At 70.4% G+C, this 25247-nt stretch carries 22 protein-coding genes and 1 tRNA gene; 9 read left to right on the forward strand and 14 right to left on the reverse strand.

Annotation, left to right across the window (positions count from 1 at the left end):
* Nucleotides 1–94 precede the first annotated feature (94 nt).
* Genes E9228_RS11050 through E9228_RS11075 form a run of 6 tightly spaced genes read right to left on the reverse strand, consistent with a single transcriptional unit; the run spans nucleotide 95 to nucleotide 7330 of the window.
* Nucleotides 95–1825, reverse strand: coding sequence for a serine/threonine-protein kinase (locus E9228_RS11050; RefSeq protein WP_166780596.1), 1731 nt, complete (start codon nucleotides 1823–1825; stop codon nucleotides 95–97).
* Complete coding sequence (locus tag E9228_RS11055) at nucleotides 1822–3276, reverse strand: penicillin-binding transpeptidase domain-containing protein (RefSeq protein WP_166780597.1); 1455 nt, start codon at nucleotides 3274–3276, stop codon at nucleotides 1822–1824. The genes E9228_RS11050 and E9228_RS11055 overlap by 4 nt, the downstream gene beginning before the upstream one ends.
* A complete protein-coding gene (locus tag E9228_RS11060) occupies nucleotides 3273–4712 on the reverse strand; it encodes an FtsW/RodA/SpoVE family cell cycle protein (RefSeq protein ID WP_166780598.1) in 1440 nt (479 codons plus the stop codon). Before E9228_RS11060 ends, E9228_RS11055 begins: the two co-directional genes overlap by 4 nt.
* On the reverse strand, nucleotides 4709–6079 hold the full coding sequence (locus E9228_RS11065) for a Stp1/IreP family PP2C-type Ser/Thr phosphatase (RefSeq protein WP_166780599.1): 1371 nt from the start codon (nucleotides 6077–6079) through the stop codon (nucleotides 4709–4711). Before E9228_RS11065 ends, E9228_RS11060 begins: the two co-directional genes overlap by 4 nt.
* Before the next feature lie 7 nt (nucleotides 6080–6086).
* Nucleotides 6087–6653: an FHA domain-containing protein FhaB/FipA gene (locus E9228_RS11070; protein ID WP_166780600.1), complete on the reverse strand. Its 567-nt coding sequence runs from the start codon at nucleotides 6651–6653 to the stop codon at nucleotides 6087–6089.
* Complete coding sequence (locus tag E9228_RS11075; protein WP_166780601.1) at nucleotides 6650–7330, reverse strand: FhaA domain-containing protein; 681 nt, start codon at nucleotides 7328–7330, stop codon at nucleotides 6650–6652. Before E9228_RS11075 ends, E9228_RS11070 begins: the two co-directional genes overlap by 4 nt.
* A gap of 85 nt (nucleotides 7331–7415) precedes the next feature.
* Between E9228_RS11075 and E9228_RS11080 the strand changes: the two genes are divergently transcribed.
* A tRNA-Leu gene (locus E9228_RS11080) sits at nucleotides 7416–7502 on the forward strand.
* Between the two features lie 73 nt (nucleotides 7503–7575).
* Here the strand turns inward: E9228_RS11080 and E9228_RS11085 are convergent.
* From E9228_RS11085 to E9228_RS11095, 3 genes are all read right to left on the reverse strand, one after another.
* On the reverse strand, nucleotides 7576–8379 hold the full coding sequence (locus E9228_RS11085) for an alpha/beta fold hydrolase (RefSeq protein ID WP_166780602.1): 804 nt from the start codon (nucleotides 8377–8379) through the stop codon (nucleotides 7576–7578).
* A gap of 57 nt (nucleotides 8380–8436) precedes the next feature.
* Nucleotides 8437–9123 (reverse strand): SDR family NAD(P)-dependent oxidoreductase, encoded by a 687-nt coding sequence (locus E9228_RS11090; protein ID WP_166780603.1) that lies wholly within the window; start codon nucleotides 9121–9123, stop codon nucleotides 8437–8439.
* Nucleotides 9124–9262: 139 nt separating this feature from the next.
* Nucleotides 9263–10120, reverse strand: a complete 858-nt coding sequence (locus E9228_RS11095; RefSeq protein WP_166780604.1) for an NmrA family NAD(P)-binding protein — start codon at nucleotides 10118–10120, stop codon at nucleotides 9263–9265.
* Between the two features lie 100 nt (nucleotides 10121–10220).
* Between E9228_RS11095 and E9228_RS11100 the strand changes: the two genes are divergently transcribed.
* The 7 genes from E9228_RS11100 to E9228_RS11130 all read left to right on the forward strand — a co-directional run bounded on the left by E9228_RS11100 (nucleotide 10221) and on the right by E9228_RS11130 (nucleotide 15689).
* A complete protein-coding gene (locus tag E9228_RS11100; protein WP_166780605.1) occupies nucleotides 10221–10976 on the forward strand; it encodes a TetR/AcrR family transcriptional regulator in 756 nt (251 codons plus the stop codon).
* Between the two features lie 116 nt (nucleotides 10977–11092).
* Nucleotides 11093–12058 (forward strand): matrixin family metalloprotease, encoded by a 966-nt coding sequence (locus E9228_RS11105; protein ID WP_166780606.1) that lies wholly within the window; start codon nucleotides 11093–11095, stop codon nucleotides 12056–12058.
* Nucleotides 12059–12204: 146 nt separating this feature from the next.
* Entirely contained in the window at nucleotides 12205–12999 is a 795-nt protein-coding gene (locus E9228_RS11110) for an SDR family oxidoreductase (protein WP_166780607.1), read from the forward strand.
* 64 nt (nucleotides 13000–13063) lie between these two features.
* Nucleotides 13064–13945 carry a manganese catalase gene (locus E9228_RS11115; protein ID WP_166780608.1) on the forward strand — a complete coding sequence of 294 codons (882 nt, stop codon included), beginning with the start codon at nucleotides 13064–13066 and terminating at the stop codon, nucleotides 13943–13945.
* Nucleotides 13946–14135: 190 nt separating this feature from the next.
* Entirely contained in the window at nucleotides 14136–14318 is a 183-nt protein-coding gene (locus E9228_RS11120) for a hypothetical protein (protein WP_166780609.1), read from the forward strand.
* Nucleotides 14319–14392: 74 nt separating this feature from the next.
* Complete coding sequence (locus tag E9228_RS11125) at nucleotides 14393–14959, forward strand: MarR family winged helix-turn-helix transcriptional regulator (protein WP_166780610.1); 567 nt, start codon at nucleotides 14393–14395, stop codon at nucleotides 14957–14959.
* 91 nt (nucleotides 14960–15050) lie between these two features.
* Nucleotides 15051–15689 (forward strand): TetR/AcrR family transcriptional regulator, encoded by a 639-nt coding sequence (locus E9228_RS11130; RefSeq protein ID WP_341849866.1) that lies wholly within the window; start codon nucleotides 15051–15053, stop codon nucleotides 15687–15689.
* A gap of 55 nt (nucleotides 15690–15744) precedes the next feature.
* Here the strand turns inward: E9228_RS11130 and E9228_RS11135 are convergent, their stop codons facing one another.
* The 5 genes from E9228_RS11135 to E9228_RS11155 all read right to left on the reverse strand — a co-directional run bounded on the left by E9228_RS11135 (nucleotide 15745) and on the right by E9228_RS11155 (nucleotide 23739).
* Nucleotides 15745–16944 (reverse strand): carboxylate-amine ligase, encoded by a 1200-nt coding sequence (locus E9228_RS11135; protein ID WP_166780611.1) that lies wholly within the window; start codon nucleotides 16942–16944, stop codon nucleotides 15745–15747.
* Nucleotides 16945–17389: 445 nt separating this feature from the next.
* Nucleotides 17390–19927, reverse strand: a complete 2538-nt coding sequence (locus E9228_RS11140; RefSeq protein ID WP_166780612.1) for a fibronectin type III domain-containing protein — start codon at nucleotides 19925–19927, stop codon at nucleotides 17390–17392.
* A gap of 1131 nt (nucleotides 19928–21058) precedes the next feature.
* On the reverse strand, nucleotides 21059–21748 hold the full coding sequence (locus E9228_RS11145; RefSeq protein ID WP_166780613.1) for a hypothetical protein: 690 nt from the start codon (nucleotides 21746–21748) through the stop codon (nucleotides 21059–21061).
* Nucleotides 21749–21832: 84 nt separating this feature from the next.
* Nucleotides 21833–22942, reverse strand: coding sequence for a Gfo/Idh/MocA family oxidoreductase (locus E9228_RS11150; protein WP_166780614.1), 1110 nt, complete (start codon nucleotides 22940–22942; stop codon nucleotides 21833–21835).
* A complete protein-coding gene (locus tag E9228_RS11155; RefSeq protein WP_208385843.1) occupies nucleotides 22939–23739 on the reverse strand; it encodes a sugar phosphate isomerase/epimerase family protein in 801 nt (266 codons plus the stop codon). Before E9228_RS11155 ends, E9228_RS11150 begins: the two co-directional genes overlap by 4 nt.
* Before the next feature lie 155 nt (nucleotides 23740–23894).
* On the opposite strand from E9228_RS11155, the gene E9228_RS11160 reads away from it, so the two are divergent.
* On the forward strand, nucleotides 23895–25214 hold the full coding sequence (locus E9228_RS11160) for a carboxylesterase family protein (protein WP_166780615.1): 1320 nt from the start codon (nucleotides 23895–23897) through the stop codon (nucleotides 25212–25214).
* Nucleotides 25215–25247: the final 33 nt, after the last annotated feature.

A 25247-nucleotide genomic window follows, 5' to 3' on the forward strand; every position in this document is an offset into this window, starting at 1 on the left:
CTGGCTGCGGGGGTGCTGACGCAACCGTTACCGGAACGTGGCGAGGCCCCGACACGCAGTGTGTCGGGGCCTCGGGTTGGGACATCAGGTCCGGTCAGTCCTGGGGCGTGGCCGTCGGCGTCGGCGCGTCGGTCGGCTCCGGCGGAGCGACCCAGGTGGCGGTCGCGGGGTCGGAACTGCTCGACGCGGCGAGGTTGCCGCACGTGACCGTGTAGGACAGCGTCACGTCGTTGCCCGCCTGGTCCGCCTGGATGTCGACCGAGGTCTCGGACGTGTCACCGCTCGTGGCGCCGGACGCGTCCTTTCCGCCGGACACGGTCCACGAGTACTTCGAGACCGTGTAGCCCGTGGGGCAGGTCGCGGTGGACCAGCTGAACGTCACGGCGCCCGTGGCCGAGACCGCACCGGCGCTCGGCGTGTTCGGCTTGTTCACCGACGGCGGTGCCGTGTACTCGCGGAGCGTCACGAGCGAGCCGTCCGCCAGGCTGCCGGTCGGGCTGATCGACTGCACGGTGTTCGCCTGCTCGGCGGTCTCGGCGGGGTCGCCGTCCTGCACCTGCACCGCGAGTCCCATGCCCTGCAGTTCACCGGTGACCTGGTCGGTGGGACGACCGACGTAGTCCGCGGGGTTGATCGTCGTCCGGGTCTCCGTCGGGGTGGCCGACGGCTCCTGGCTCGGTGTCTGCACCTGCGACGGTGTCGAGTCGCGCGTGGGCGGCGAGGTCGGCTTCGGGTCCGGGTCCCCGTTCGCGAAGACGAGCACCCCGATCACGATCGCGGCGATCACCACGACGGCCCCGACGACCCACCAGATCCAGGCCCGGCTCTTCCGCTCGTCGGAGTCGTCCTCGGGACCGGCCGGGCTGCGGGGCACGCCGGCACCGACGACGGGGGCGTTCGCCTGGGTCCCGATGAGCGCGGTCGCCGCGTCGTTGCCGGGCGGCGGGTTGAACGCGACCGTGCCGGCGCCGGCGATGGCGGGCACCGCGACGGTCGCCGCGGCGACGTCACCACGACGGAGGGCCTGGGCAGCGCGGGCGAGGTTCGCCGCGGTGGCCGGGCGGTCGGCGGGCTTCTTCGCGATGCACGACATCACGAGCGCGGCGACCGGTTCCGGGACGGTCCCCGGGAGCGCGGGCGGCTGGTCGTTGATGTGCGCCATCGCGATGGCGACCTGCGACTCGCCCGTGAACGGACGACGTCCGGCCAGGCACTCGTACGCGACGATGCCGAGCGAGTACACGTCCGTGGACGGGGACGCCGGGTGACCGCTGGCCTGCTCGGGCGAGAGGTACTGGACGGTGCCCATGACCTGGCCGGTCGCGGTGAGCGGGACCTGGTCGGCGATGCGGGCGATCCCGAAGTCGGTGATCTTGACGCGGCCGTCCGGCGTGATGAGCAGGTTGCCCGGCTTGATGTCGCGGTGGACCAGTCCGACGGCGTGCGCAGCCTGCAGCGCGTTCGCGGTCTGGGCGACGATGTCGAGCACCTTGTCGACGGGCAGGGTGTGCTCGCGCTCGATCATCGTGGACAGGGCCTCGCCGGGGACGAGTTCCATGACGAGGTAGGCGCTGCCGTCTTCCTCGCCGTAGTCGAAGACGTTGGCGATGCCCTCGTGGTTGACGAGCGCGGCGTGCCGGGCCTCGGCGCGGAAGCGCTCGAGGAACCCGGGGTCGCCGAGGTACTCGTCCTTGAGGATCTTCAGGGCGACGGTGCGCCCGATGACCAGGTCAGTCGCCTGCCACACCTCTCCCATGCCGCCGATGGCGACCCGGGACGAGAGCTGGTACCGCCCACCGAAGGTGAGTCCGCTGGTGGGTCTCATTTGTTCAGCACCGCCTCCATGACCTTCTTCGCGACGGGAGCCGCGACCGTGTTGCCGACTCCGGACTGCCCGAGCCCGCCGCCGTTCCCGACGACCACGGCGACCGCGACCTCGGGGTCCTTGGCCGGGGCGAAGCCCGTGAACCAGAGTGTGTAGGGATCGCCGGTCCCGCCTTCGGCAGTACCGGTCTTGCCCGCGACGTCGACACCGTCGATCTTCGCATTCGTTCCGGTCCCGGCGTTGACGACGCTCTGCATCGCCTCGGTCAGGTCGGACGCGTCGCCGGAGGAGAGCGGGGCGCTGTACTGCTTCGGCGAGAAGGACTCGACGGTCTTCAGGTCGCTGGTCTCGATCGACTCGACGAGCGACGGCTGCATGACCTTGCCGCCGTTCGCGATGCCCGCGGACACCATCGCCATCTGCAGCGGGGTCACCCGGTCGTTCGCCTGACCGAAGGCGCTGAGCATGAGCTGCGCGGTCGATTCGGGCTCGGGGTACTGGCTCGGCGTCGCCGAGGTCGGGACGTCGATGACGCTGCCGAAGCCGTACGCGTCGGCCGTCTTCTTGATCGTCTCGTACCCGAGCTTCCGCCCGAGTTCCGCGAAGGGGATGTTGCACGAGTACTGGATCGCGACGCGGAGCTTCACCTGGTCGCCGCCGCCGCAGCTGCCGCCCTCGGCGTTGTTGATCCGCGAACTCGTGCCGGGCAGGGTCAGCGTCGAGGGGTTCGGCAGGGTCGAGTCGAGCGTGTAGTCCCCGCTCGCCAGTGCGGCGGAGGCCACCACGAGCTTGAAGACCGATCCGGGCGTGTAGAGGTCGCCGGCGATCGCCCGGTTCGCCAGCGGCTTGGACGCGTCCGACTCGAGCGCCTGGTAGCGCGCGATGACGTCCTTGGTGTCGTGGGAGGTGAGCGTGTTCGGGTCGTAGCCCGGCTTCGACACCATCGCGAGGATCTTGCCGGTCTTCGGCTGGATCGCGACGACGGCGCCGGTGTTGGCTCCGAGGGCGTCGTAGGCGGCCTGCTGCACGTCGGGGTCGATCGTCAGGTTCACGTTGTCGCCCTGGACGTCCTGACCGGTGAGGATCGAGTTGAGGTTCTGGAAGAACGAGTCGTCGCTGTTGCCCGACAGCACGGCGTTCTCCGCGCCCTCGATGCCGGCGTTGCCCTGCCCGATCGTGAAGTACCCCGTGACGGCCGAGTAGAGCTCGCCGCTGTTGTACTTGCGCTGGTACTGGTACTGGTCGTCGACCGCGGTGGACTCGGCGATCGGCTTGCCGTCGACCAGGATCGCGCCGCGCTTGGTCGAGTAACTGTCCAGGATGGTTCGGGAGTTGCGGCTGTCGGCACGGAGCGAGTCCGCCGCGAAGAACTGGATGGACGTCGTCGACACGAAGAGCGCGACGAACATGAGCACGACGACGGTCGAGACGCCGCGGAGTTGGCGGTTCACCGGCGCTCCTTCCTGGACCGGCCGCGGCCGGTGTTGCCCCGCTCGGAGAACGCACCCTGCTGGACACGCTGCTCGGCGGGGATGGAGTCGGTCAGCCGCAGCAGCATCGCCGCGATGATCCAGTTCGCCACGAGTGACGAACCACCGGCTGCCATGAACGGCGTGGTGAGTCCGGTGACGGGGATGATGCGGGTGATGCCCCCGACGACGACGAAGACCTGCAGGGCGATCGTGAAGCCGAAGCCGATGCCGAGCAGCTTGCCGAAGTCGTCCTGCGCCATGAAGCCGACGCGGATGCCCCGGGACACCAGGATCACGAACAGGCCGAGGATCGCGAAGACACCGATCAGCCCGAGCTCTTCACCGAGCGACGAGATGATGTAGTCGGCGTTGGCGACCGGGGTGATGTACGGGCGGCCCTGCCCGAGTCCGGTGCCGGTGATGCCGCCGTTGGCGAACCCGAACAGGCCCTGCACGAGCTGGTAGCTGCCCTGCGTCTGCCGCAGGAAGATCTGCTGGTCGAACGGGTTGAGCCACTGCTCGAACCGGCCCTGCACGTAGACCAGGACACTCGCCGCCACGAGGGCGCCGCCGATGAACAGCACCAGACCGATCACGACCCAGCTGAGGCGTGCGGTCGCGACGTAGATCATCACGAGGAACAGGCCGAAGTACAGCAGCGCGGTGCCGAGGTCGCGCTGGAACACCAGCACGCTCATCGCCACACCCCAGATGATGAGGATCGGACCGAGGTCGCGGGCGCGGGGGAACGTCATGCCGAGGAACTTCCGGCCGACGATCGACAGGCTGTCCCGGGCGGTGACGAGGTAGCCGGCGAAGAACAGCGCCATCGTGATCTTCGCGAGCTCGCCGGGCTGGAACGAGAACGGCCCGATCCGGATCCAGACGCGGGCACCACCGATGTTCGTGCCGATGCCGGGGAGCATCGGCAGCAGGAGCAGCACGATGGTCAGCAGCATGAAGATGTACCGGTAGCGCTGCAGGAACCGGTGGTTGCGCACGAGCAGGATCGTCACGATGGCGAACACCATGGCGAGCAGGGTCCAGGCGATCTGCTTCACACCGATCGCCGCCCACCCCTCGACGCCGTTGTGGATGTCGATCCGGTAGATCTCCGCGATGCCGATGCCGTTGAGCACGAGGGCGACCGGGAGGATGAAGGGGTCGGCGTTCTTCGCGACGATCCGCAGGATGACGTGCATCACCAGTGCGAGGCCGAGGATCGAGGCCGCCGTCCACAGCACCGACGTGTCGAAGACCCGGCCCTTGGTGCCGAGCTGCACGAGCACCATGGCGCCGGCGCAGATGCCGCAGGCGATGACGAGCAGCACGAGCTCGAGGTTCCGCGCGCGGGCGGGCTCCCGCAGCTTGATCGTGATCGCCTGGGTCAACGAGGGTGCGGTCGTGGCGCTCATCGTGCGCTCCTCGACGGGGAGGGTGACGGGGATCGGGGCGTCGCGGACCCGGTGGGCGAGGCGGACGGTGACGGCGTCGGGGCGTCACCGGAGCCTCCTGTCCCGCTCTGGTCCTGGCCGGTCTCGGCGGCCGTCCGCAGTCGCTCGACGATCGCCCTGGCGTCGCCGAGCGACGTCGCGTTGATCGTCGACCGGACGTTCTGGCGCGTGTAGTCGGGGAGCTCGGTCAACGCGATGTCGGTGTCCTCGTAGACGTCCGACAGCGCGATCGGGCCGATGGACTGCTGCACGCCCTTGTAGATGGCGACCGATCCGCGGTCCGTGCCGACGTAGTAGTGGTCCTGGACGATGCGGTACCCCAGGAAGAGCGCGCCGATGAGCGCCAGGATCGCGACCACGAGGGCGATCGACCACGAGACCCGGCGGCGGATGCGGCGACGGCGGTCCTCGGCGATGAGTTCGGCGAAGTACTGGTCCGACTCGGGCTCGAAGTGCGAGTCCTCGGGGGCGCTGGACACCTTCAGCGGGTGCAGCAGGATCGTGGGGAGGCGGATCGGCTTGCGGCCGGTCGAGGCCTCGAAGGTCAGCGGTGCCGCGGCAGAGCCGACCGTGGTGGCCGCGTCGTCGTCGTCGCCCGGCTCGGAGTCCGTGACGTCGAGCACCACGACGGTGACGTTGTCCGGGGCGCCGTGGTCCAGCGTCTCCTTGACGAGGCGCTGGGTGACCTGGTTGGCGTCCATCGTCGACGCGAGCGCGTGGCGGATGCGTTCCTCGGCGAGGTACGACGAGAGTCCGTCGGAGCACAGCAGCCACCGGTCGCCCGGGCGGATGTCCATGATCGCGGTGTCGACCTCCGGCGCGGCGTCGACGTCACCCAGCACGCGCATCAGGACCGAGCGGCGGGGGTGCACCGCGGCTTCTTCCGGCGTGATGCGGCCGCTGTCGACGAGGCGCTGGACGAAGGTGTGGTCCGAGGTGATCTGCTGCAGTTCGCCGTCGCGCCAGCGGTAGATGCGGGAGTCGCCGATGTGGGCGATCGCGAGCTGGTCGCCGACCCGGATCATGGCGCTCACCGTGGTGCCCATGCCGGTGAGTTCCTGGTGCTCGAACACGGTCTCGGTGATGAGCTGGTTCGCGGCGATCAGGGCGGACTGCAGGGCGAACTCGGCGTCGTGCGCGGAGGGGAACTCGCGGTCGACCTCACGGATGCGACGGATCGCGATCGCGGAGGCGACGTCGCCGCCGGCGTGCCCGCCCATGCCGTCGGCCACGGCGAACAGGTGCTGCCCGGCGTAGCCGGAGTCCTGGTTGTTCGCGCGGATGCGCCCGACGTGGGACACAGCGGCGCTCAGCGTGCGAGCCGTCATCCCGGGACTACCGCCGCAGCTCGAACGTCGTCGTCCCGATGGTGATCGGGGTGCGTTCCGCCACGGTGGTGGGGACGGTGACCTTCTGCCCGCCGACGAAGGTGCCGTTGGTCGATCCGAGGTCGGTGAGGACCCAGGCCCCGCCCTGCAGGTCGAGGCGGGCGTGGTTCGTGGACGTGTAGTCGTCACGGATCACGACGTTGCTCTCGCTGGAGCGGCCGATCGTGATGGGACCGCCGCCGAGCGGCATCTCCATGCCCTCGCGGGCGCCCTCGGTGATCACGAGACGGGTGGCGACCGGCGCGCCGGGAGCGGCGGTCGGGGCACTCGGCTGCCCGATCAGCTCGGTGAATGCACTCGGGGACGCTCCGGAGGCGGCAGCTGCGGTACCGGCGCCGGCCGGCATCGGCGGGGTGGTCGGTGTGGACGGACCGGCCTTCGGGTCCGTCGGGATGGCACGGACACGCTGGCCGAAGAGATCGCTGCGCAGGGCGAAGACGATCACGAAGACGAAGAGCCACAGCACCGCGAGGAACGCGAAGCGCAGCACGAGCAGGGTCAGGCCCGTGGTCATCGCGCACCTCCGTCGTTCTCCGGGATCACCCGGAACACCATACGGGTCCGACCGATCTCAATGGTTGAATCCGGCTCGAGGATGGCCTGGGAGAAGCGCTCACCGTTGAGTTTCGACCCGTTCGTCGACCCGAGGTCGTTCACCTGGGCGTGCTTGCCGTCCCACAGGACCTCGACGTGCTTGCGGCTCGTCCCGGTGTCGGCGACCGTGATGTCCGCGTCCGTGCCACGTCCGATGACGGTCCGGCCGCGCTGCAGCCGGTGGCGCTGCGACCCGATGTCGAGGACGGCCACCCACGCGAGGTCACGCTGCACCGTGGTGGAGTCGATCTCGAGGATGCCGGTGGAGAGCGTGCCGTCCTGCTGCAGGCGGATCGTGACCGGCCCGGAGAACGAGTAGTTCTGTGCGACCGCGTGCTGCTGCACCCGCTGGGTGAGTTCGTCGATCAGCGGACGCCCGACGTCGTTCATGCGGGTGTGGTCCGGCGGAGCGAGACGCACCGTGAACTCGTTCGGCACGAGGATGCGCTCGCGGGAGACGACTGCGGCCTTCGTGTCGAGTTCACGCCGCAGGGCCGCGGTGATCTCGACCGGCTGCACACCGGAGCGGAAGGTCTTGGCGAACGCACCGTTGACGGCGCGCTCCAACCCTCGCTCGAAGTTGTCCAGTAAGCCCATGGTCCCCACGTTCTCGGTCGTTGACCTCTGCATGGTAGTGGTTGGCTCCGGGCACCGTCTGTGCATGGTAGTGTTCTCGTCGCTGGCGCGAGTGGCGGAATTGGTAGACGCGCACGGTTCAGGTCCGTGTGCTGGAAACGGCGTGGGGGTTCAAGTCCCCCCTCGCGCACCAGTGTCAATCGAAGAACGACGAAGGCCCCGATCGAGAGATCGGGGCCTTCGTCGTTCTCCGGGTGACTCGCCGGTCACCCGTGCCCCGCCCACCCGAGCGCCGCCGCGACCTCCCGCGCCGTTCCCGCCGGGTGGAGAGCATGGTCCTGCGACTCCGGGACGACCACGAGCCGCCCGGTCGGCAGGAGCTCCGCCAGCCGGTCGGTCGCGACCACCAGGAACGGCCAGGTCCGGCCGCCCCGCAGCACCGTCACCGGCATCGACACGGCCGCCATCGCCGGGGAGGGGACCGGCGTCTCGGCGGTGATCGTGGCGTCGTACACGGTCGACTGCGCGACGGCGACCAGGGCCGGCCACATGGGTGCGTTCCGGATCTGTTCGACGACCTCGGCGGGCAGCCCGACGGCTTCGCGCTGGAAGAGGACGACGGCGTCCTCCGGCCGACCGGCGTCGACGTGCGCCTGCAGGCGGTCGACCAGGTCGGGCGCCTGCGGCGGGCGCGAGTCGTCGAACGCGAACGGTGGTTCGGAGAGGAAGAGGTGGTCGACGTCCAGGCCGCCGGCCGCGGCGCGGAGGGTCAGGACTGCGCCCGAGGAGTGCCCGAGCGCGGCTCGGACCCCGCCGGCCGCCGTGGCGACAGCGATGAGGTCCTCGACCTCGCGCTCGGGAGCGTACGGGCGGGTGTCACCGGAACCGCCTCGGGCACGGCGGTCGAGGACCACTCCGCGCAGGCCGACCTCCGTGAGGGCGTGGGCGAGCGGCCGCGCGGCGTCAGCGGTGCTGAAGGCCCCACCGATGACGACGACACCGGGAGCGTCGGCCGCGCCGATCGCTTCCCAGGCGATGGGCGTTCCGTCGGCGGAGCGGACCTGGTGCATGGCGGCAGTCAACACCCGCCCGGCTCGGGACGGAAGGGGTGTGGCCGGACCGGTCGGTCAGACGACGACGCTGCCGAGGACGCGGTGCGCGATCGAGATCGACTCGCCGGAGACGACCGACAGCGGGGACGACAGGAACGCGACCAGGTCGGCGATCTGCTGCGGGCTGGACTCGCCGCCGGCGCCGGCTCGGACCGCGGCACTCGGCTCGTCGGTCACGGTGCCGGGGTTCACGACGTTCACGGTCACACCGGTCCCCGCGGTCTCGTCGGCCAGGTTCTTCGCGATCACGTTCGTCGCCGCGTTCCGCAGCGAGGTGGTGATGTTGCCCGACAGGTAGGCGTTCTGCCCGCTGACGACGACGACCCGGCCGAAGCCGGCCCGGCGCTGCGCCGGCAGGACGGCGTTCGCGACACGGAGGAAACCGAGGGCCTTGCCGTCGATCGCCGCAGCGACCTGTTCTGGATCCGAGCGACGGTCGGGGTCGAGGGTGTCCGCCGCGGGCGCTGCGGTGACGACGAGGACGTCGACGTGTCCGTGCTGCTCGAGCACCCGGGCGACGGCGGTGTCGACGGACGCCTGGTCGGCAGTGTCCATCGCGACGCTGTCCGCCGAGTCGGTGGCGGTGCGGGAGGCGACGACGACGGTCGCGCCCTCCTGCCGGAGGCGGTCGACGACGGCGGCGCCGACGTACCCCTTCCCACCGACGACGAGTGCGACACGGTCCTGCAGCTGGAGATCCACGTCGTGGACGCTACGCCGGCCGTGCGGATGCCGGACGGGAGGCGCGGTGCCGGACCGCCGTCGTGCCTCCCGTCCGACGTCGGTGCCGGCCGGCACGGTCGTCGGTGCCCACCTGCTCACCCGCCCAACTGCTCACCCCTCAGCGCGCGCGGAGGGCCTCGGTGAGGACGTCCTCGACGGAGCGCGGCTCGTGACCGAGGAGGTCGGCGAGCGTGGGGTCGACGGTGGCGAACTCGCCGTCGCGGGCGGCTGCGAAGAACCCGGTCATCATCGGGGCGAGCGCCTCGGGGAGGCCGCCCGCGACGAGTCCAGCGCGGTACTCGTCCTCGTCGACGACGGTCCGGGTGACCGTGCGGCCGGTGATCCGCGAGACCACCTCGGCCAGCTCGTCCATGTCCAGGGCACGGGACGCGGTCAGCGGCGCGGTGGTGCCGTGCAGCCGGTCGGGATCGGTGAGGGCGATCGCCGCGGCGACGGCCAGGTCCTGCTGCGCGGTCCACGCTACGGGGCCGTCCGCGGGCAGGCGGAGTCCGCCGGTCCGGAGACCCGCGCCGAGCATGAACGGTGCGCTGGAGGCGTGGAAGCCGTTGCGGAGCGAGGTCGTGGCGATGCCGGTGGCCGCGAGGTCCCGCTCCGTGGTGGCGTGCTGGCGGGCCGGACCGAAGTGGGACTCCGGCGAGGCCGCCATGTGTGCGGTGTAGACGATGCGCTCGGCGCCGGCGATGACGGCGGCCTCGACGGCGGCGCGGTGCGGCTCCGGGTCGGCGGGTCCGGAGACGATGAGCACGCTGCTGGCGTCGGCGAAGGCGGCGGGGAGGGTCTCCGGCGCGGTGAAGTCGCCGCGACGGACCTGGACGCCGCGGTCGGCGAGGCGACGGGCGGCCTCCGAGCGGGGGTCGCGGACGCTGACGGCGAGTTCGCGGGCGGGGAGGTGCTCGAGGATTTGGTCGACGACTGCTCCGCCGAGCTGTCCGGTGGCTCCGGTGACGATGATCATGGCTGCTCCGATCGTGTTTCCATTGGTAACACGAGCAAGGTATCACCGGAAACACGGTCAGGGGAACAGCGGTACCGCGTGTCTCAGTAGCATCGGAACCATGAGCCCCGCACCGGACCCGCGCTCCCGCATCGTCACGGCGGCCGCACGCCTGCTCGCCGAGGACGGTGCGTCGGCGGTCACCACGCGGAGCGTCGCGCTCGCCGCCGGCGTCCAGGCACCGGCGATCTACCGGCTGTTCGGCGACAAGGACGGACTGCTCGACGCGGTCGCCGAGCACGTGCTGGCCGAGTTCGTCGCCACGAAGACCGAGCACGCGGCCGCCGAGGCCGACGATGACGGCGACCCCGTCGAGGACCTGCGGGCGTCCTGGCGTGTGCAGGTGGCGTTCGGGCTCGCGAACCCCGCGCTGTTCCGGCTCCTGTACGCCTCGGACCGGGACGACAGGTCACCGGCCGTCGCCGCGGGTCTCGCGGTCCTGCGCGCCCGGGTACGCCGGATCGCCGCGGCCGGGCGCCTCCGCGTCACCGAGGAGCGAGCGGTCGCGATGATCCGTGCCGCCGGTGCGGGTGCCATGCTCACGATGCTCTCCAGCGGTGGGGCGGACGGCGAGTCGACGCTCCCCGAGCTCATGCTCGACACGGTGCTGGCGGCGATCGTCACCGGACCGCCGGCGTGGGCGGACACCGGCAGCCCCGATGTGGACACCCCTGACGGACGCACCGCGGAGGGCAGAGCGATGCCCCTCGGTGCGCTCCAGGCGGTCCGTGCCGCCGCTCCGGAGCTGCCCGGGCTCACCGGACGCGAGCGGGCGATGCTCGAGGAGTGGCTCGGTCGGGCCGCCACGGCCTCCTGACGGTCCGCCCCTGACGGGGCCTTGACGCCCGAGCACCCGGCTCCGCACACTGGCTCGGGTCCCTGCGCCGATCAGGCGGTGCGGGAACGGAACCGAGGGGCACCACCATGCGTCGGATGACAGCGGCGATCGTCGCGGCACTGGGCATCACACTGGCCACCGTCGTGGCCGCTCCTGCCGGAGCGACGACGACGTGCTCCGGCACGACGGTCTCGACGGCCGACCTGGCGACCGGGTGCACCGTCACCTCCGCCACCCTCGTCCTGCCGGACGGACGGACCGTCGTCATCCCCGGCGCGGGCACGACGCTCACGGTCGCCCCGGTCACCGTCGCGGGGTCCGCCGACCCGGGTGACGTCGTGGTCACGAACACGGGCAGCGCCGGTGTGGCCGTGCAGACGGACGGCTCGTGGTCCGGTTCCCCCGTGGCGGTCACCCGCGAGCGTGCCGCGCTGCAGCGTCGCGTCCTCGGGGCGTCGGTCGCCGGCCCGCAGGCGGTGTCCGGCCAGGCGACGTCGGCGAGCTGTGGCAGCACCGCGTACTCGCTGACCGGGCACCACTGGAACGGGACCGTGGACTGGCGGTACAACCCCACGAACGCCAAGGCCTCGAACGTGTCGGCGCTCCGGGCGGGCGCCGCGGCCTGGACGGGATCGATCACGACGTGCGGCCGGACCGTGACCTCGAGCGCGTCGCAGCAGTACCTCGGCACGGCGCGGCAGGCCCCGGCGCTCACCGACCAGGGCGGGTGCGGTGCGTCGAACGGGTACAGCGTCGTCGGGTGGGGAGCGCTCCCGGCCGGCACGCTCGGCGTCACCTGCATCTGGTCGCGCTCCGGTGGTGTCGCCGTCGAGACCGACCAGCGCTACTCCACGCGGTACCTGTGGGGCTCCGCGGCGACCTGCTCCGGCAACCGGTTCGACTTCCGCGGGGTCGCGACGCACGAGTGGGGACACGTCTACGGCCTCGGCCACGTGGCGCAGGGGACCGGGCAGGTCATGAAGGCGTCCGCGTCGACGTGCGAGACCGCGCAACGCACCCTCGGCGCCGGCGACGCCCGGGGGATCGCGGCCCTGTACTGACCGGCGCCGGGTCGACCGTCCGCGTGATCTGAACACTCCGGACGGCCGTCCAGCGGCCCCAGCCGACCATCGCCCCTGCACGACGAACTTCGTCCAGGGAGCGACATGAGCGATCAGCAGCAGCAACCCCCGGGTCCGAGCAGGGGATGGGGCCGAAGCCCGACCACGGTGAGACCAGCTACCGGGGATCCGGCAAGCTCACCGGCAAGCGTGCCGTCATCACCGGCGGGGACAGCGGCATCGGCAAGGCGGTCGCGATCGCCTTCGCCCGCGAGGGTGCCGACGTCCTCATCTCCTACCTGCCACAGGAGGAAGAGGACGCGCAGGAGACCAAGCACTGGATCGAGGACGCCGGTCGGAAGGCCGTCCTGTTCCCCGGCGACGTCAGCGACCCGGCGTACTGCCGCAGTGTCATCGACACCGCGGTGTCCGAACTCGGCGGCATCGACGTCCTGGTCAACAACGCGGCCTACCAGATGACCCACGAGACGCTCGAGGAGATCACGGACGAGGAGTGGGACCACACCCTCGCGACGAACCTCAGCGCCTACTTCCACCTGACGAAGGCCGCGCTGCCGCACATGACCGCCGGTGCGTCGATCATCGGCACGAGCTCGGTGAACTCGGACAACCCGGTCCCGACGCTGCTGCCCTACGACGTGACCAAGGCCGGGATCGCCAACTTCTCGGCCGCGCTCGCGCAGCTCGTCGGGGAACGCGGCATCCGGGTCAACAGCGTCGCGCCCGGGCCGATCTGGACGCCGCTCATCCCCTCGACGATGCCCGCCGAGCAGGTCGAGCAGTTCGGCACGCAGACACCGCTCGGCCGCGCCGGTCAGCCCGCCGAGCTGGCCCCGGTCTACGTCCTGCTCGCGAGTGACGACGGCAGCTACGTCTCCGGTGCACGCATCGCCGTCACCGGTGGCACGCCGATCCTCTGACCCGGCACCTGACCCGGCACCTCCGACCCGATCATCTGAACCGACACGGAAACAGGAGAACGATTTGTACTTCCACGAGCAAGAGCTCCAGTTCAAGGCGACCCCCGACAAGCCGGACGCGGTCTACGCGCGGAAGCTCCAGGAGGTGCTCGGCGGTCAGTACGGCGAGATCTCCGTCGCCCTGCAGTACCAGTTCCAGGCGTGGAACATGCACATCCCGGGCAAGTACCGCGACATGGTGTTCGGCATCGGCGCGGAGGAGATGGGCCACGTCGAGATGCTCGCGACGATGATCGCCCAGCTGCTCGAGAAGTCCCCCCTCGGCATCACGGAAGACGCGCTGCAGGACGACCCGACGGTCGCGGCGGTCGTCGGCGGCACGGACATCCAGCACGCCATCGTCGCCGGCGCCGGTGCGCGTCCGGTCGACAGCATGGGCAACCCGTGGCAGGGCTCGTACATCACGGCCAGCGGCAACCTGCTGGCCGACTTCACGGCGAACGAGAACGCCGAGATGCAGGGCCGTGTGCAGGCCGCACGGCTGTACCACATGACCGACGACCACGGCGTGCGGGACCTGCTGAGCTTCCTCATCGCCCGCGACACCATGCACCAGAACATGTGGGCGACCGCCGCTGCCGAGCTCCGCGAGAAGGGGCTCGAGACCATGCCGGTCCCGAGCAACTTCCCGCAGCACAAGGAGAACCAGGAGGTCAACTACCAGTACCTCAACTTCTCCGACGGTGCCGAAGCGAAGAACGGTCCGTGGGCGAGTGGTCCGTCGTTCGACGGCAAGGGCGAGTACTCGTACCACGACGGCCCCACGACGTCGGTGCCGATGCCGCCGCCCACGCACCCGGACTCGCGCTTCTACGGCACGACGGAGCTGCCGAACACGGTCGAGAAGATCGCCGGCACGGTGCAGGACAAGCTCAACAAGGAGTAGTCCGTCCGGACCGGCGCACGAGCCCTTCCTCCGCCCGGAGGAGGGGCTCGTCCGCGTTCCCACGCTCTACGGGTCGTTCGTTGCGCGAACTGTACAACTCGACAAAATGTTTGTTGCCCTCATAGTTCACGATGTGAAAGAGTTCCCTCGTCCGCACGGACAGCAGACCCTCGACGAGGAAGGCGCACCCATGCAGAGCACGTACCGCGGCACGACGCACGACACCCGGTTCGGCGGCTCCCACCCGCGTGTGGGACTCACCGATCCGGCCGTCATCGAAGCCTGGGTCGCCCAGCGCATCGAGGACCCGTCGCTGCTGTCCCGCCGCACCGAACTGTCCTACGCCGACTTCTTCGTCGCGCCGGCCGCCTGACCGCCCACCGCGCGAGCCAGCGTCCGCCCCACCAGCACGACCACCCGCCGGACGGGTGAGGGAGACACCGACACATGCCGTTGACCGTCGTCCGCCGCGAGCACGTCCACCTCTACGCGCGTGAGCCCCGCACCCGGTCCGCCAAGACCGCCGTCGACGCCCTGCTCCGCCTGCAGCACGCCGAAGAGGACCAGCTCGAACGTGCCCGCGGCGAGAGCGGGCTGACGAAGAACGAGTTCCTCACCGTCCGCTACATGCTGCAGGCGCACCGAGACGGCCGCAGCATGGGCCCGAAGGACCTGGCCGTGATGCTGTCCGTGTCGAACGCCTCGGTCACGAAGATCGTCGACGGCCTGGTCGAGAAGGGTGACCTGCTCCGGGTCCCGCACCCCACCGACCGTCGGGCACAGGTGCTCGAGCCGACCGTGCAGGCCGCCCGCAAGATCGACAAGTCGTACGAGATCTTCCACGAGGCCGTCGTCGAGGTCATCGACCACCTCTCCGCCGAGGACAACGAGGTCCTGGCGCGGTGCCTCGCCCAGATCACGGCCGCGCTCGACGCCGGCCTGCCGACACCGGTCGACGAGTACACGGTGCCAGAGGCCGGCGCGGACGCCGACGGGTCGGGCGCCGGTTCCTGACACCCGTCGGACGGGAGGCGCGTTCCGGGTGGTGATCCGTGCCTCCCGTCCGCCACTGGCCGCGAAAACCTTCCAGCGGTAAGTTGGCACGGTGACCGAGCCCGCCGACGACGACGCCGCGACGCCGTCGCGCCGCGGCGGCTACCGCAAGGGCACCGAGCGACGGGCCCAGATCCTCGACGAGATGATCCGGATGGTCGCCGAGCAGGGCGTCGACGCGTCCTCGCTCCGTTCCGTCGCCGACGCCCTCGGGATCACCCACGCGGCGCTCCGGCACTACTTCCCGAGCCGCGACGAACTGCTCCTCGCCGTCTACCGCGAGCACGAGGTGCGCGAGCAGGGCGCACCCGAGCGGATGAAGTCCGCCATCGGCGACATGCGCGAGAGCGCCGCCCGCAACCGGGCCGTGCCGGGGCTCGTCCAGCTCTACACGACCCTCTCGGCCGACGCCGTGCAGGAAGGACACCCGGCCACACGGGAGTTCATGCGCGACCGGTTCACCCGGCTGCGTGCCGACCTGGCCGAGCTCATCCGGCGCGACCAGGCGGCGGGACGGATCCGGGACGACCTGGACGCGGAGGACCTGGCGAGCCTCAGCATCGCGGTGTCCGACGGCCTGCAGGTGCAGTGGCTGCTCGACCCGGACGCGGTCGACGGGGAGCGGGTGCTGCGGCTGCTGGAACGCATCGTGCCGACCGGCGGGACCACCGCCCCGGGCGCTCCGGCCTGACGTCGGGGCAACACTCCCGAGCGGCAGCACTCCCGACCGTCGGTGCTCCCGAGCGTCAGCGCTGCTGCGGGTCCGGTCCGGCCGGGACGGGGCCGACGACGGTCCGAGGGCGTGCTGCGTCGAGATGGGTGCGGGGAGCCGGGACCGCCCGGGCCGCGGCGAGGGCGACGTGCCCCAGGTCCTGCGCGGAGGTCTCGGCACCGGAGTCCGCGACCCGACGCCGTGCCGCACGCTGGCGGGCGGCACCGGTGCCCCGGGCGAAGAGATCGGCGATGCCGCGTTCGACCAGCTGGTCGTCGCCGTTCGCCGTCAGGGCCGGCAGCACGTGGGCCAGGAGCAGCATCACGACGTCGCGGGCCGGTGCCGGGCGTTCGGTCGTCGGGTCGACGAGGCACCCGTCGAGTCCGTCGAGGGCAGCCCGCCAGTTCGCCATCCGGACCGCGCAGGCGGGCGTGTTCGGGGCCTCCCGGCCGACCGCCGCGTCGTTCGCCGCCGTGTCCACCAGGGCACGGACCAGACCGGCGACCGTCACCGTCGTGCCGGGGTCGAGCGGCACGTCGGCGACGCGGACCTCCACCGTCGGGTGGTTCCGCGACAGGCGGGCGTCGAGGTAGAGCATGCCCGCGTCGAGCAGTGTGCCGGTGCTGAGCATCGCCTCGGTCACGGCGCGGTAGCGAGCCAGGGAGCCGTAGCGCTCCTGCGGGCCGGACGACGGCCACTGGTTCCAGAGCATCGACCGCCAGCTGGCGTGCCCGGTGTCGACACCGTCGTGGAACGGCGAGTTCGCGGTCATGGCGATGAGGATCGGCGTCCACGTGCGGATCTGGTCGAGGACGGCGACGCCCTCCTCCGGTGAGTCGACCGACACGTGCACGTGCAGACCCGAGGTGAGCACCCGTCGCGGCAGGCTGCCGTACCGCTCCATGATCGTCGAGTACCGCGCCGAATCGGTGGGGTGCGGGGTGACCGGGCACGGCGACGTGGCGAGCGGGGCGGCATGCGCTCCGGCCTCGGACGCGAGCAGTTCCGTGAACTCGCGGTTCGCCAGGACCTGGCCGCCGAGCGCCGCGAGGGACGAGTGCGGGCGGGTGATGAGCTCGATCGCCTCCCGGTGCATCTCGCCGACGACCTCGCCACCGTCCCCCGGGCCGCCGGCCGCGACGGCGCGGGCGAGCACCTGGTCCGCGACCGGGACCGGGTGACCCGTCGTCCGGTCGATGAGCAGCAGCTCTTCTTCGACTCCCATGGTGCGCATGCCCCGAGTGAATCCGGGATCGGCTGCGCGTGGGCACCGGGTGGCCGGAGCACGCGGCCTGACGGTCCGCGGAGCGCGGGTCAGTCGTCGGGGAGACCGACCTTCGAGCCGCGTGGGTCGACGTTCCGCCGTGGGGGTGCGTCGACGACCGGGGCTGGCTCGAGCGCGAGGGCTCGGCGGCGTGCGGCGTCGGACCGAGTTGCACTCCACCGACAGCATGATCCACGGATCCCACAAGTGATCCGGCAACGGTCAGGCGCAAGTCATGCATCGGCGGCTTCGGAATCCGGACCGAAGCCCGTGTGGGATCCCAGTCTTGGACAGCAACGCAACCCTGGGACTGATCTTGGTGACCGCCGCGACTCATTGCCAGGGGGAGAACTGACGGCCGGGAGGAACCGATCGGTTCTTCCCGGCCGCCAGGACTTGCCGAGCCGTGAGTTCGCTACATCGGTCCGGCGAACGCCGTCACTGCCTCGAACTCCCGCGATGAATTGGCGGGAACGGTCAGCGCCCACGCCACGGCCTCTCCGTTGTCATAGTCGCCACCGACGTCGGCGCTGTTGTTGAGGTCACCCTGGAGGTCGATCGCCGACCAGACATCGCGATAGAGCCCCTCGGCAATCGTTGCGCCCTGTGTGATTGCCGTCAGTCGCAGGGACAGAACAGCGTCGCTGTCATCGACGTGCACGCACCCGACCGTCTGGGACGCCGTGTCGATGCCGCCAGTACCGGTGTCATCGTCGGCCGTGTAGCAGTCGATCGCGTGGTACAGGCGAACGTCCTGAGTGGTGTTGGTCGTGTTCTGGACCTCGACGTGCGTCGATACGCTGCTGCCACCCGCGACCCAGCTGTCGGTCTGTACGAGTTGCACTCCCGTCTCTCCGGCGGTGACCCGTGTCACGGTACGGAACGGGTCAGCCGCGGTACCGGAACCTGAGTTGGACTGAGCCATCGGCGTCCACGGCTCGAACGAGAGGTGCGCCGCCGGGATGTCATTGGGGCCGTAGAGAGTTCCGTTCACGGCGACGAATGTGCCGCACGCCGTGTCGCTGTAGTACTCACCCATCAAGTCCTCGTTGGTGTTCAGCGTGCAGCTGAGGTCCGGGCTGGTCGACGCGGACGAGATGGTTCGAGCGTCCGTGATGGGCGGGGTGACCGGTGTGTCGGTCGGCGGTGTGCCTGGTTCGTTGCCTCCGGTGGCGTCGCACCCCTCGGGGAGGTGGACGGTGTCCATGTAGGGGAATTCCCCGCCCACGAGGTCTTTTGTGGATTCTGCCTCGAAAGACCCCCACCAGCCTTCTGGCCCGAACCAGGCTTCGGCGTCGAGGGCTGCCTTCCATTCGAGCCCGAGCTTCAGCGCTGTGCAGGTCGAGTTCTGTGGCGTCCGCGACAGTGTTGCGGTTGCCTTCAGCGGGTAGAGCTCACCCTTCAGGCCGACGAGAGCACCAGCAGCGGCGCTGCCGGTGCCGACACCGAACGCGACCGACCCACCGAGTTCCAGCGTCACTTCCGCGAGGTTCTCAGCGGAGACAACGGGGGTGAGCTGCGCGGCGTGAGAGATCGTGTAGGGCGTGGCTTTGAACCCCTTGGTGGTCAGAGTGCCCTTCGCACCGAAGCCGCCGGTAGCCGTTGCACCGATGTTCGACACCTTCACTGCCCCGCTGACAGCGGCGGAGCCAGAAATGTCCCACTTGACCATCAGGGGAACCGGGCTGGCAGGGATCGTCTGAGCGCCGCTGAAGATGTCCGCGACGCAGGTGGCGCTCACAGTGGTCTCCACCGAGAGAGCACCCTTGGCCGTGACGGAGAACCCGAGGTTGTACTTCACCTTGCCCTTGTCGATGTCCATCTCGACGATGCGGTGGAAAGTCAGCGCGTTCTCGAATGACACATCAGCGCCGGTGTCCACGGAGCAGTCGAGTCTCTTGTTCTGCGTCGGGGTGGAGACCGGCGCCCCGCCCGGCGACGCAGCGGACTCAGCTTGCTTCACCCGTGCCGCGTCGACGGCCGAGGTGCTCAACCCATTCGGGAATGTTGGATCGACACCGAGGGTGGTGTCCCCGGTGCTCAGGTGGTACTGCTGGAACACGTCGGCGAGTCCCGCTGGGCGAAGCTGTACGGTGACGCCGTCTGACGCGACACCGGTGACGATGCCGAGGTACCCCGCTGGCAGCGCGCGGTTCGCGGGGACGACCACACCGCTTCCGGACTGCAACAGGGGCGCGCCGGCCTTGAGGGACAGCGCAAGATTCGCACCGACCATCGACACAGTTGAGATCTGCGATGACTTGGCGAACACGGTCCCAGGATTGGCTACGTACGCGGCGTTGTTCGACGTCCCGACGGCATCCGTGCGGCTGCGCAGCGTGAGCGGCCCTGTCCATTTGCCCTTGAGTTTGGTGAACAGCGAGTAGGCGTAGTCGGCGCCCGGCTGCAGACCGGTGACGTGGGCGGTGTGGCCGGTGACGGCGACACGGGAACCAGTGGATCGCGTCTTGGGCGCGGCAGAGCCCGATGCCCGTCGGAGTGACACGGACGAGCCCTTCGGAGCCGACCAGCTGAGGTCGGCCGTGGTGGTGCTGATGTCGGTCGCGGTGAACGACTTCGATCCCGGTAGTGCGGTGATCTTGGCCGAGATGCTGGCCTTCTTTCCGGCGCGGATACTCACGCGAGACACTGAGGCCTTGCCGCCGTATGCGACCCCGCGGTAGACGAATGTCGGAACGCTGACTGAGTAGACACCAGGGGCGATGCTGAGCGACACCGTCTTGCTGCTTCCCTGCCCAGGCTTGATCGCGGAGCGCGGCGCTCCTGCTGAGTGCTGCTTCTTGAGCACGACGTTCGCCGGGATGTTCTTCGGTGTACCGATCTTCACTGAGGCGGTACCGGTCTTGGCCGCCGCCTCAGCCGCGATCGGAATGGAGACGAGCACCGTCGTCAAGAGCAGAGCAGCAGTGCTCGCAGCGAGTAAGCGTTTCACAATGAACCTTTCAGGAACGGCCGAGGGCCTCAACCGTGCGACGACGACGTCAAGCGGATTGCACGTGCGCCGACGCGGTCGGAACAAGTGCGGGTTTCTGAGCGAAAGCGAGCGCGAGTGGTGACTCACCCGGTGGGGTCGGCACTTCCGGAACGCTCAGATCGTGAACAGGCAGCCGGATCCTCAGAGCAAGGTCAGCGCAGGAAGCGACCCGCCCAACTCCGGCCTGTCCAGAGCTCGAAACGGCCGGCTTCGGTCGGCGACGGGTAGAAACCCGGAGGATCGACGTCGGGGACGGGTGGGGTTCGAACAGTTCCGTCGGAACGGAGGAACCAGGTGCCGCGGTAGTCCCAGGCGAGCCGACCGCCGCCGACGGACTGTTGACGCCACCGGTCACCGCGAGCGCGACCGAATTGGATGCGGAGAGTCGTGTACCCGTGTTGCAGTTCGGCGAGGAGCCTGGTTTGCAACCGCAGGGCGACAACCGCGAGGAGACCGCCTCCGCCGAGGAAGACAACAGGCACGACTATCCGCATGCTGGGGGCGTCGTTCAGTAACGAGGTGGCGAGTACCGCGAGAACGAAGAGCACCGCTGCGCCCACCCCCAGCGTGATGAGACGATGACATGCGGAGAGCCCGGGTAAGGGCGTTGGCGGCGCCGCTGTCACCTGTGGTGTCATGCGGTTCGCGGTCGCGGTGGTGAACATCGGCACATCACGAGGCCGTGCAGCGATTCCATTCACGTTGCGCCTGTCCGGACCAGTTCACGAACGTGGACTTGTACAAACCCGGACCCCGTGCCCAAGGTGCTGATCAACTGCATCGTGCGCCCCCTCATCAGCATCGACGGCGATGCTGATGAGAGGTTCTCAGAAAAACGGGGTGGCTAGCCACCTCCCGAATGGGTGTCGGCGCACATCATGAGGCCGGTGCTCCAAGACGTCGCCGGATGCGCCCGTCCGGGCGTTGTGCCTTCTCGTTCGTTCGATGTCGGCGGGGGTTCACCGGCAAGGCGTACTCGACCCGGTCAGCGTGGAGACGATCGCCTGTTCATCGTTGTTGCCGATCGGCCTGCTGCGCGCGGGCACCGGGTGGCCGGAGCACGCGGCCGGACGGTCCGCTGAGCGCGGGTCAGTCGCCGGGGAGACCGACCTTCGAGCCGCGTGGGTCGACGTTCCGCCGTGGGGGTGCCGCGACGACCGGAGCGGGCTCGAGCGCGAGGGCTCGGCGGCGTGCGGCGTCGGACCGTCCGATGCCCGTCACCACCACGATGAAGGTGGCCGACTGCAGCACCATGAGCAACGGCGGCATCAGCAACGGCGTCGGGTGATCGAGCGTGCCGAGCCCGGACAGCAGCGCTCCGGCCCACGCGAGCGCCCAGGTGGTCGGCAGCAGGACGAACCGGGCCGCGAGGGCGACGGACGGTCCGAGGATGCGCTCGGCCCGGGCGAGGACCTCGTCACGGTCCTCCGGGAGCATCGCCGGGGGACGCGCGGCGAACTGCCGTGCGATGCGCTCGCCGCGGCGCCAGTCGCCCGATGGCGTGGCGGTGTCCCGGCCGTCGAGTTCCCGACGGTGGACCCGGAGGAACACCGCGACGAGGCACCCGAGTGCGGCCGCGAAGCAGACGATCGCCAGGAGGCGCAGGGGCCACTGCCCGTCGAAGACGCCCCAGAGCAGGTCTGCAACCACCAGGACCGTGCCGGAGACGACCGCGACCGCGCCGCTCACCACGGTCCGGCGTCGGAGTCGCGCCGGGTCGAGGAACTCCGACCGGCGTGCACGCGCGATGCGCCAACCGGTCGAGAACGCGTTGCCCATGCGGTCATCCTGCTCCCTCGCCGGGGAACACGGAACGGCCGGCCCTCGGGAGGGCCGGCCGTTCGCGGTGGTGGTGCTGTCGGGCTACTCGCCGGCGGTCAGGACCGCGGCGGCCGGGTCGAAGTCCTCCGGCAGCGGGGGGATCGCGTCGACGGACGACGTGATCTCGACGGCGGAGCCGGACTCGGCAGCGTCGCGGATGCCGAGCAGCACGTCGAGGACGTGCAGGGCGACGGCACCGGAGGCGCGTTCCGGTCGGTCCTCGGCGATCGCGCGGGCGAGCTCCACGACCCCGGTGCCACGGCCCCAGGTGGAACCGACGGCGGGCAGGGTCTCGGGCTCGTCCTGCCCGTACCGCCAGAGGGTCGACTCGCCCTCGAACGTGTTCGGGTCCGGCAGCGAGATCGTGCCGAGCGTGCCGTTGATCTCGACGAAGCCCATCCGCGGCAGCGCGTGCTGGAACGAGAACGTCGACTGGGCGGACTGCCCGCCGGCGAACTCGATGAGCGCAGCGTGGTGGGTCGGGACCTCGACGGGGAAGGTCTCGCCGGCACGGTCGCCCGACGCGATGGTGCGACGGTCGAGCGACTTCGAGGACACGGCCTGCACCCGGCTGGCGGTGCCGAACGCGTGCACGAGCGTGGTCACGTAGTACGGGCCCATGTCGAACAGGGGGCCGGCACCGGTGGCGAACAGGAAGTCCGGGTTCGGGTGCCACGCCTCGGGCCCCGGCACGTGGAACAGCGTCGTCGCGGTGAGCGGCTCGCCGATGTCCCCGCGGGCGATGGCCCGGAGTGCCGTCTGGATGCCCGCGCCGAGCACGGTGTCCGGAGCGGTCGCGACACGGAGGCCCTTCGCCTGCGCCGACGCGAGCACGGCTGCGGCCGAGTCGTGGTCGGTGGCGATCGGCTTCTCGCTCCAGACGTGCTTGCCGGCGTCGATGATCTGCTGGTCGACCTCGGCGTGCACGGCCGGGATCGTCAGGTTGATGACGATCTGCACGTCGTCACGGGCCAGGAGCTCGTCGACGCTGCCGGAACCCGCGACGCCGTACTTCTCGGCCTGCGCGGCGGCCCGGTCGAGCAGCACGTCGGCGACGAAGCGGACCTCGACGTCGGCGAACTGGGTCAGGTTCTCGAGGTACTGCGTGGAGATGTTCCCCGCGCCGATGATGCCGATGCCGGAGCGGCTCACTTGTCGTTGTCCCGGAGCCAGGTGAGGGACTCGGTGATGCCCTCGAAGACGTCGCCCTTGTACGCGTCGAACTCGACGACCCGGATGGCCTGCGGCGCCGCGGCGAGGATGCCCGCCACGTCGACGTCGCCCTGGCCGGCCGGGGTCTGGTTCTCGAAGGCACGCTGCAGGGCCTCGGGCACGATGAGGGCGCTCTCGGACGAGGGCAGTGCGGTGCGGATGTCACCGTCGACCTTGCCGTCCTTCACGTGGATGGCGACGACACGGTCGCCGAGGCCTCGGAGCACGGCAGCGGCGTCCGCACCACCGACGGTCGCCCAGAAGGTGTCGACCTCGAGGACGGTCTCCGGCGCGAGCTGCTCGACGAACAGGTCGTAGACGGTGCGGCCGTCGACCTTGTTCGTGAACTCCCACTGGTGGTTGTGGTAGCCGAACTGCAGGCCACGGGACGCGGCCTCGGCGGTCAGGACGTTGACGCGCTCGGCGATCGCCTTGACGTCGTCCGCGGTCTGCCAGCGGTCGGTCGGGATGAACGGGTCGATGACCGTGTGGATGCCGAGGCGCTCCGCCGCGTCCCAGATCGGGGCGGTGTCGTCGGCGTCGATCACGGCGACGTGGCCGGACGGGGCCTTCAGGCCGGTGGCCGCGAACGCACGCTCGAGGTCGGTGGCGCGCTCGACGAACGCGTAGGGCTCGACGTTCTCGTAGCCGATCTCGCGGACCCGGGCGATGGCCTGGTCGAGGTCTTCGGCGATCGCGTCGCGCAGTGAGTACAGCTGCACAGAGGTGGTGGGCATTGCAGAGGCTCCTTCGATCCTGACGTGGTGTGCGGCCGACGGAGACACTGCTCCACGGCGAGACGATCCGACGCTACCGCAGAAACCACCCGGTGTGTAGTTTTCATCTCCGCATGACGTGATCCGTGCCTCCCGGACCGTCGTACGGTTGCCTGATGACCGCCGCGCCGACCCGCACCTTCACCACCCCCGTCGGCCGGGTCGTCGGTCACCGGGACGGCGGCGTGCTGCGCGCACTCGGGATCCCGTACGCGCGCGCCGAGCGGTTCGGGCGGCCGCGACCGGTCCCGCCGTTCACCGAGGACTTCGTCGCCGACACCCTGGCACCGGTGCCGCCGCAGCCGTCGACGCCGGTCCTCGAAGAGCTCATCCACCCGATCGAGGCTGAAGTCTCCGAGGACTGCCAGGCCCTCTCGGTGACGGTGCCCGGCGACCTCGGCGAGGACGAACGGCTGCCCGTGATGGTGTGGATCCACGGCGGCTCCTACGTCGTCGGCGGCGGGGACATCCCCATCCACGATCCCCGGGCGCTCGCCGAGGAGCAGCGGGTCGTCGTCGTCGCGGTCACCTACCGGCTCGGTGTGCTCGGGTTCCTCGGCGACGGGGAACGGGTGCCGGCGAACCTCGGGCTGCTCGACCTGGTCGAGGCCGTGCGGTGGGTGCACACCAACATCGCGGGGTTCGGCGGCGACCCGGACCGCATCACCCTGTTCGGGCAGTCGGCGGGCGGGGACGCGATCGCGCACCTCATGGTGGCCGAGGGCACGGCCGGGCTGTTCCAGCGGGCCATCGTGCAGAGCGCTCCGCTCGGGCTCTCCCGACGGCGGGCGCGGATGAACCGTGCGATGCTCCGCGCGGTCGGCACCGTGGCACCGGACACCGCGCTGGACGACGTGCTCGCGCTGCAGGCGGCGGCCGAGAAGGTCGCGCTGCCGTACGGGCTGCGGGGCGGGATGCCGTTCGGCACGCAGTACGGTCACGCGCCGCTCCCGGCCGAACGCGACCTGCCCGACGCCTGGCGCCGGGTCGCCCCGCACGTCGAGGTGCTCATCGGGTCCGCGTCCGACGAAGCTGCCCTCTACGTGCCGATGGTCCCCGGGCTGCCGACCGTCGCCCGCACCCGGCTCGGGCGGGCCCTGCTCCGCTGGTGGCTCGTCCGTCCGCTCAGCGAGGTCATCTACGGCCGGGACGCCCGGGCCTTCGCCGCCCGGCACCGTGCCGCGGGTGGACGGGCCGTCGTCTACCGGTTGCACCGTGGCGTGACCGTGCGGCCGACCGGCGCGGTGCACATGAGCGACGTCCCGCTGCTGCTCGGCGACCGCGCGGCGTGGGCCGGCAGCCGGTTCGTGCCGGAGCAGGACTGGCCGGCCGTCGAACGCCGCGGGCCGGGGCACCGGGCGATCTGGGCGGAGTTCGCGCGCTCGGGACGCATCACGGCAGCCGACGACGAGACGTTGACGTTCGACCGGGGCTGAGTGGGCCGCATCCCGCTCCGACCCGAGGCGCAT

It is taken from the genome of Curtobacterium salicis (genome assembly GCF_011759505.1).
In the GTDB taxonomy this organism is placed as follows: Bacteria; Actinomycetota; Actinomycetes; order Actinomycetales; family Microbacteriaceae; genus Curtobacterium; species Curtobacterium salicis.

What these genes read in the sequence shown, in the direction of transcription:
- E9228_RS11050 (WP_166780596.1), bottom strand. Translation starts at nt 1,825, where the DNA reads ATGAGACCCACCAGCGGACTCACCTTCGGTGGGCGGTACCAGCTCTCG.
- E9228_RS11060 (WP_166780598.1), bottom strand. Translation starts at nt 4,712, where the DNA reads ATGAGCGCCACGACCGCACCCTCGTTGACCCAGGCGATCACGATCAAG.
- E9228_RS11065 (WP_166780599.1), bottom strand. Translation starts at nt 6,079, where the DNA reads ATGACGGCTCGCACGCTGAGCGCCGCTGTGTCCCACGTCGGGCGCATC.
- E9228_RS11070 (WP_166780600.1), bottom strand. Translation starts at nt 6,653, where the DNA reads ATGACCACGGGCCTGACCCTGCTCGTGCTGCGCTTCGCGTTCCTCGCG.
- E9228_RS11075 (WP_166780601.1), bottom strand. Translation starts at nt 7,330, where the DNA reads ATGGGCTTACTGGACAACTTCGAGCGAGGGTTGGAGCGCGCCGTCAAC.
- E9228_RS11085 (WP_166780602.1), bottom strand. Translation starts at nt 8,379, where the DNA reads ATGCACCAGGTCCGCTCCGCCGACGGAACGCCCATCGCCTGGGAAGCG.
- E9228_RS11095 (WP_166780604.1), bottom strand. Translation starts at nt 10,120, where the DNA reads ATGATCATCGTCACCGGAGCCACCGGACAGCTCGGCGGAGCAGTCGTC.
- E9228_RS11100 (WP_166780605.1), top strand. Translation starts at nt 10,221, where the DNA reads ATGAGCCCCGCACCGGACCCGCGCTCCCGCATCGTCACGGCGGCCGCA.
- E9228_RS11105 (WP_166780606.1), top strand. Translation starts at nt 11,093, where the DNA reads ATGACAGCGGCGATCGTCGCGGCACTGGGCATCACACTGGCCACCGTC.
- E9228_RS11110 (WP_166780607.1), top strand. Translation starts at nt 12,205, where the DNA reads ATGGGGCCGAAGCCCGACCACGGTGAGACCAGCTACCGGGGATCCGGC.
- E9228_RS11120 (WP_166780609.1), top strand. Translation starts at nt 14,136, where the DNA reads ATGCAGAGCACGTACCGCGGCACGACGCACGACACCCGGTTCGGCGGC.
- E9228_RS11125 (WP_166780610.1), top strand. Translation starts at nt 14,393, where the DNA reads ATGCCGTTGACCGTCGTCCGCCGCGAGCACGTCCACCTCTACGCGCGT.
- E9228_RS11135 (WP_166780611.1), bottom strand. Translation starts at nt 16,944, where the DNA reads ATGCGCACCATGGGAGTCGAAGAAGAGCTGCTGCTCATCGACCGGACG.
- E9228_RS11145 (WP_166780613.1), bottom strand. Translation starts at nt 21,748, where the DNA reads ATGGGCAACGCGTTCTCGACCGGTTGGCGCATCGCGCGTGCACGCCGG.
- E9228_RS11155 (WP_208385843.1), bottom strand. Translation starts at nt 23,739, where the DNA reads ATGCCCACCACCTCTGTGCAGCTGTACTCACTGCGCGACGCGATCGCC.
- E9228_RS11160 (WP_166780615.1), top strand. Translation starts at nt 23,895, where the DNA reads ATGACCGCCGCGCCGACCCGCACCTTCACCACCCCCGTCGGCCGGGTC.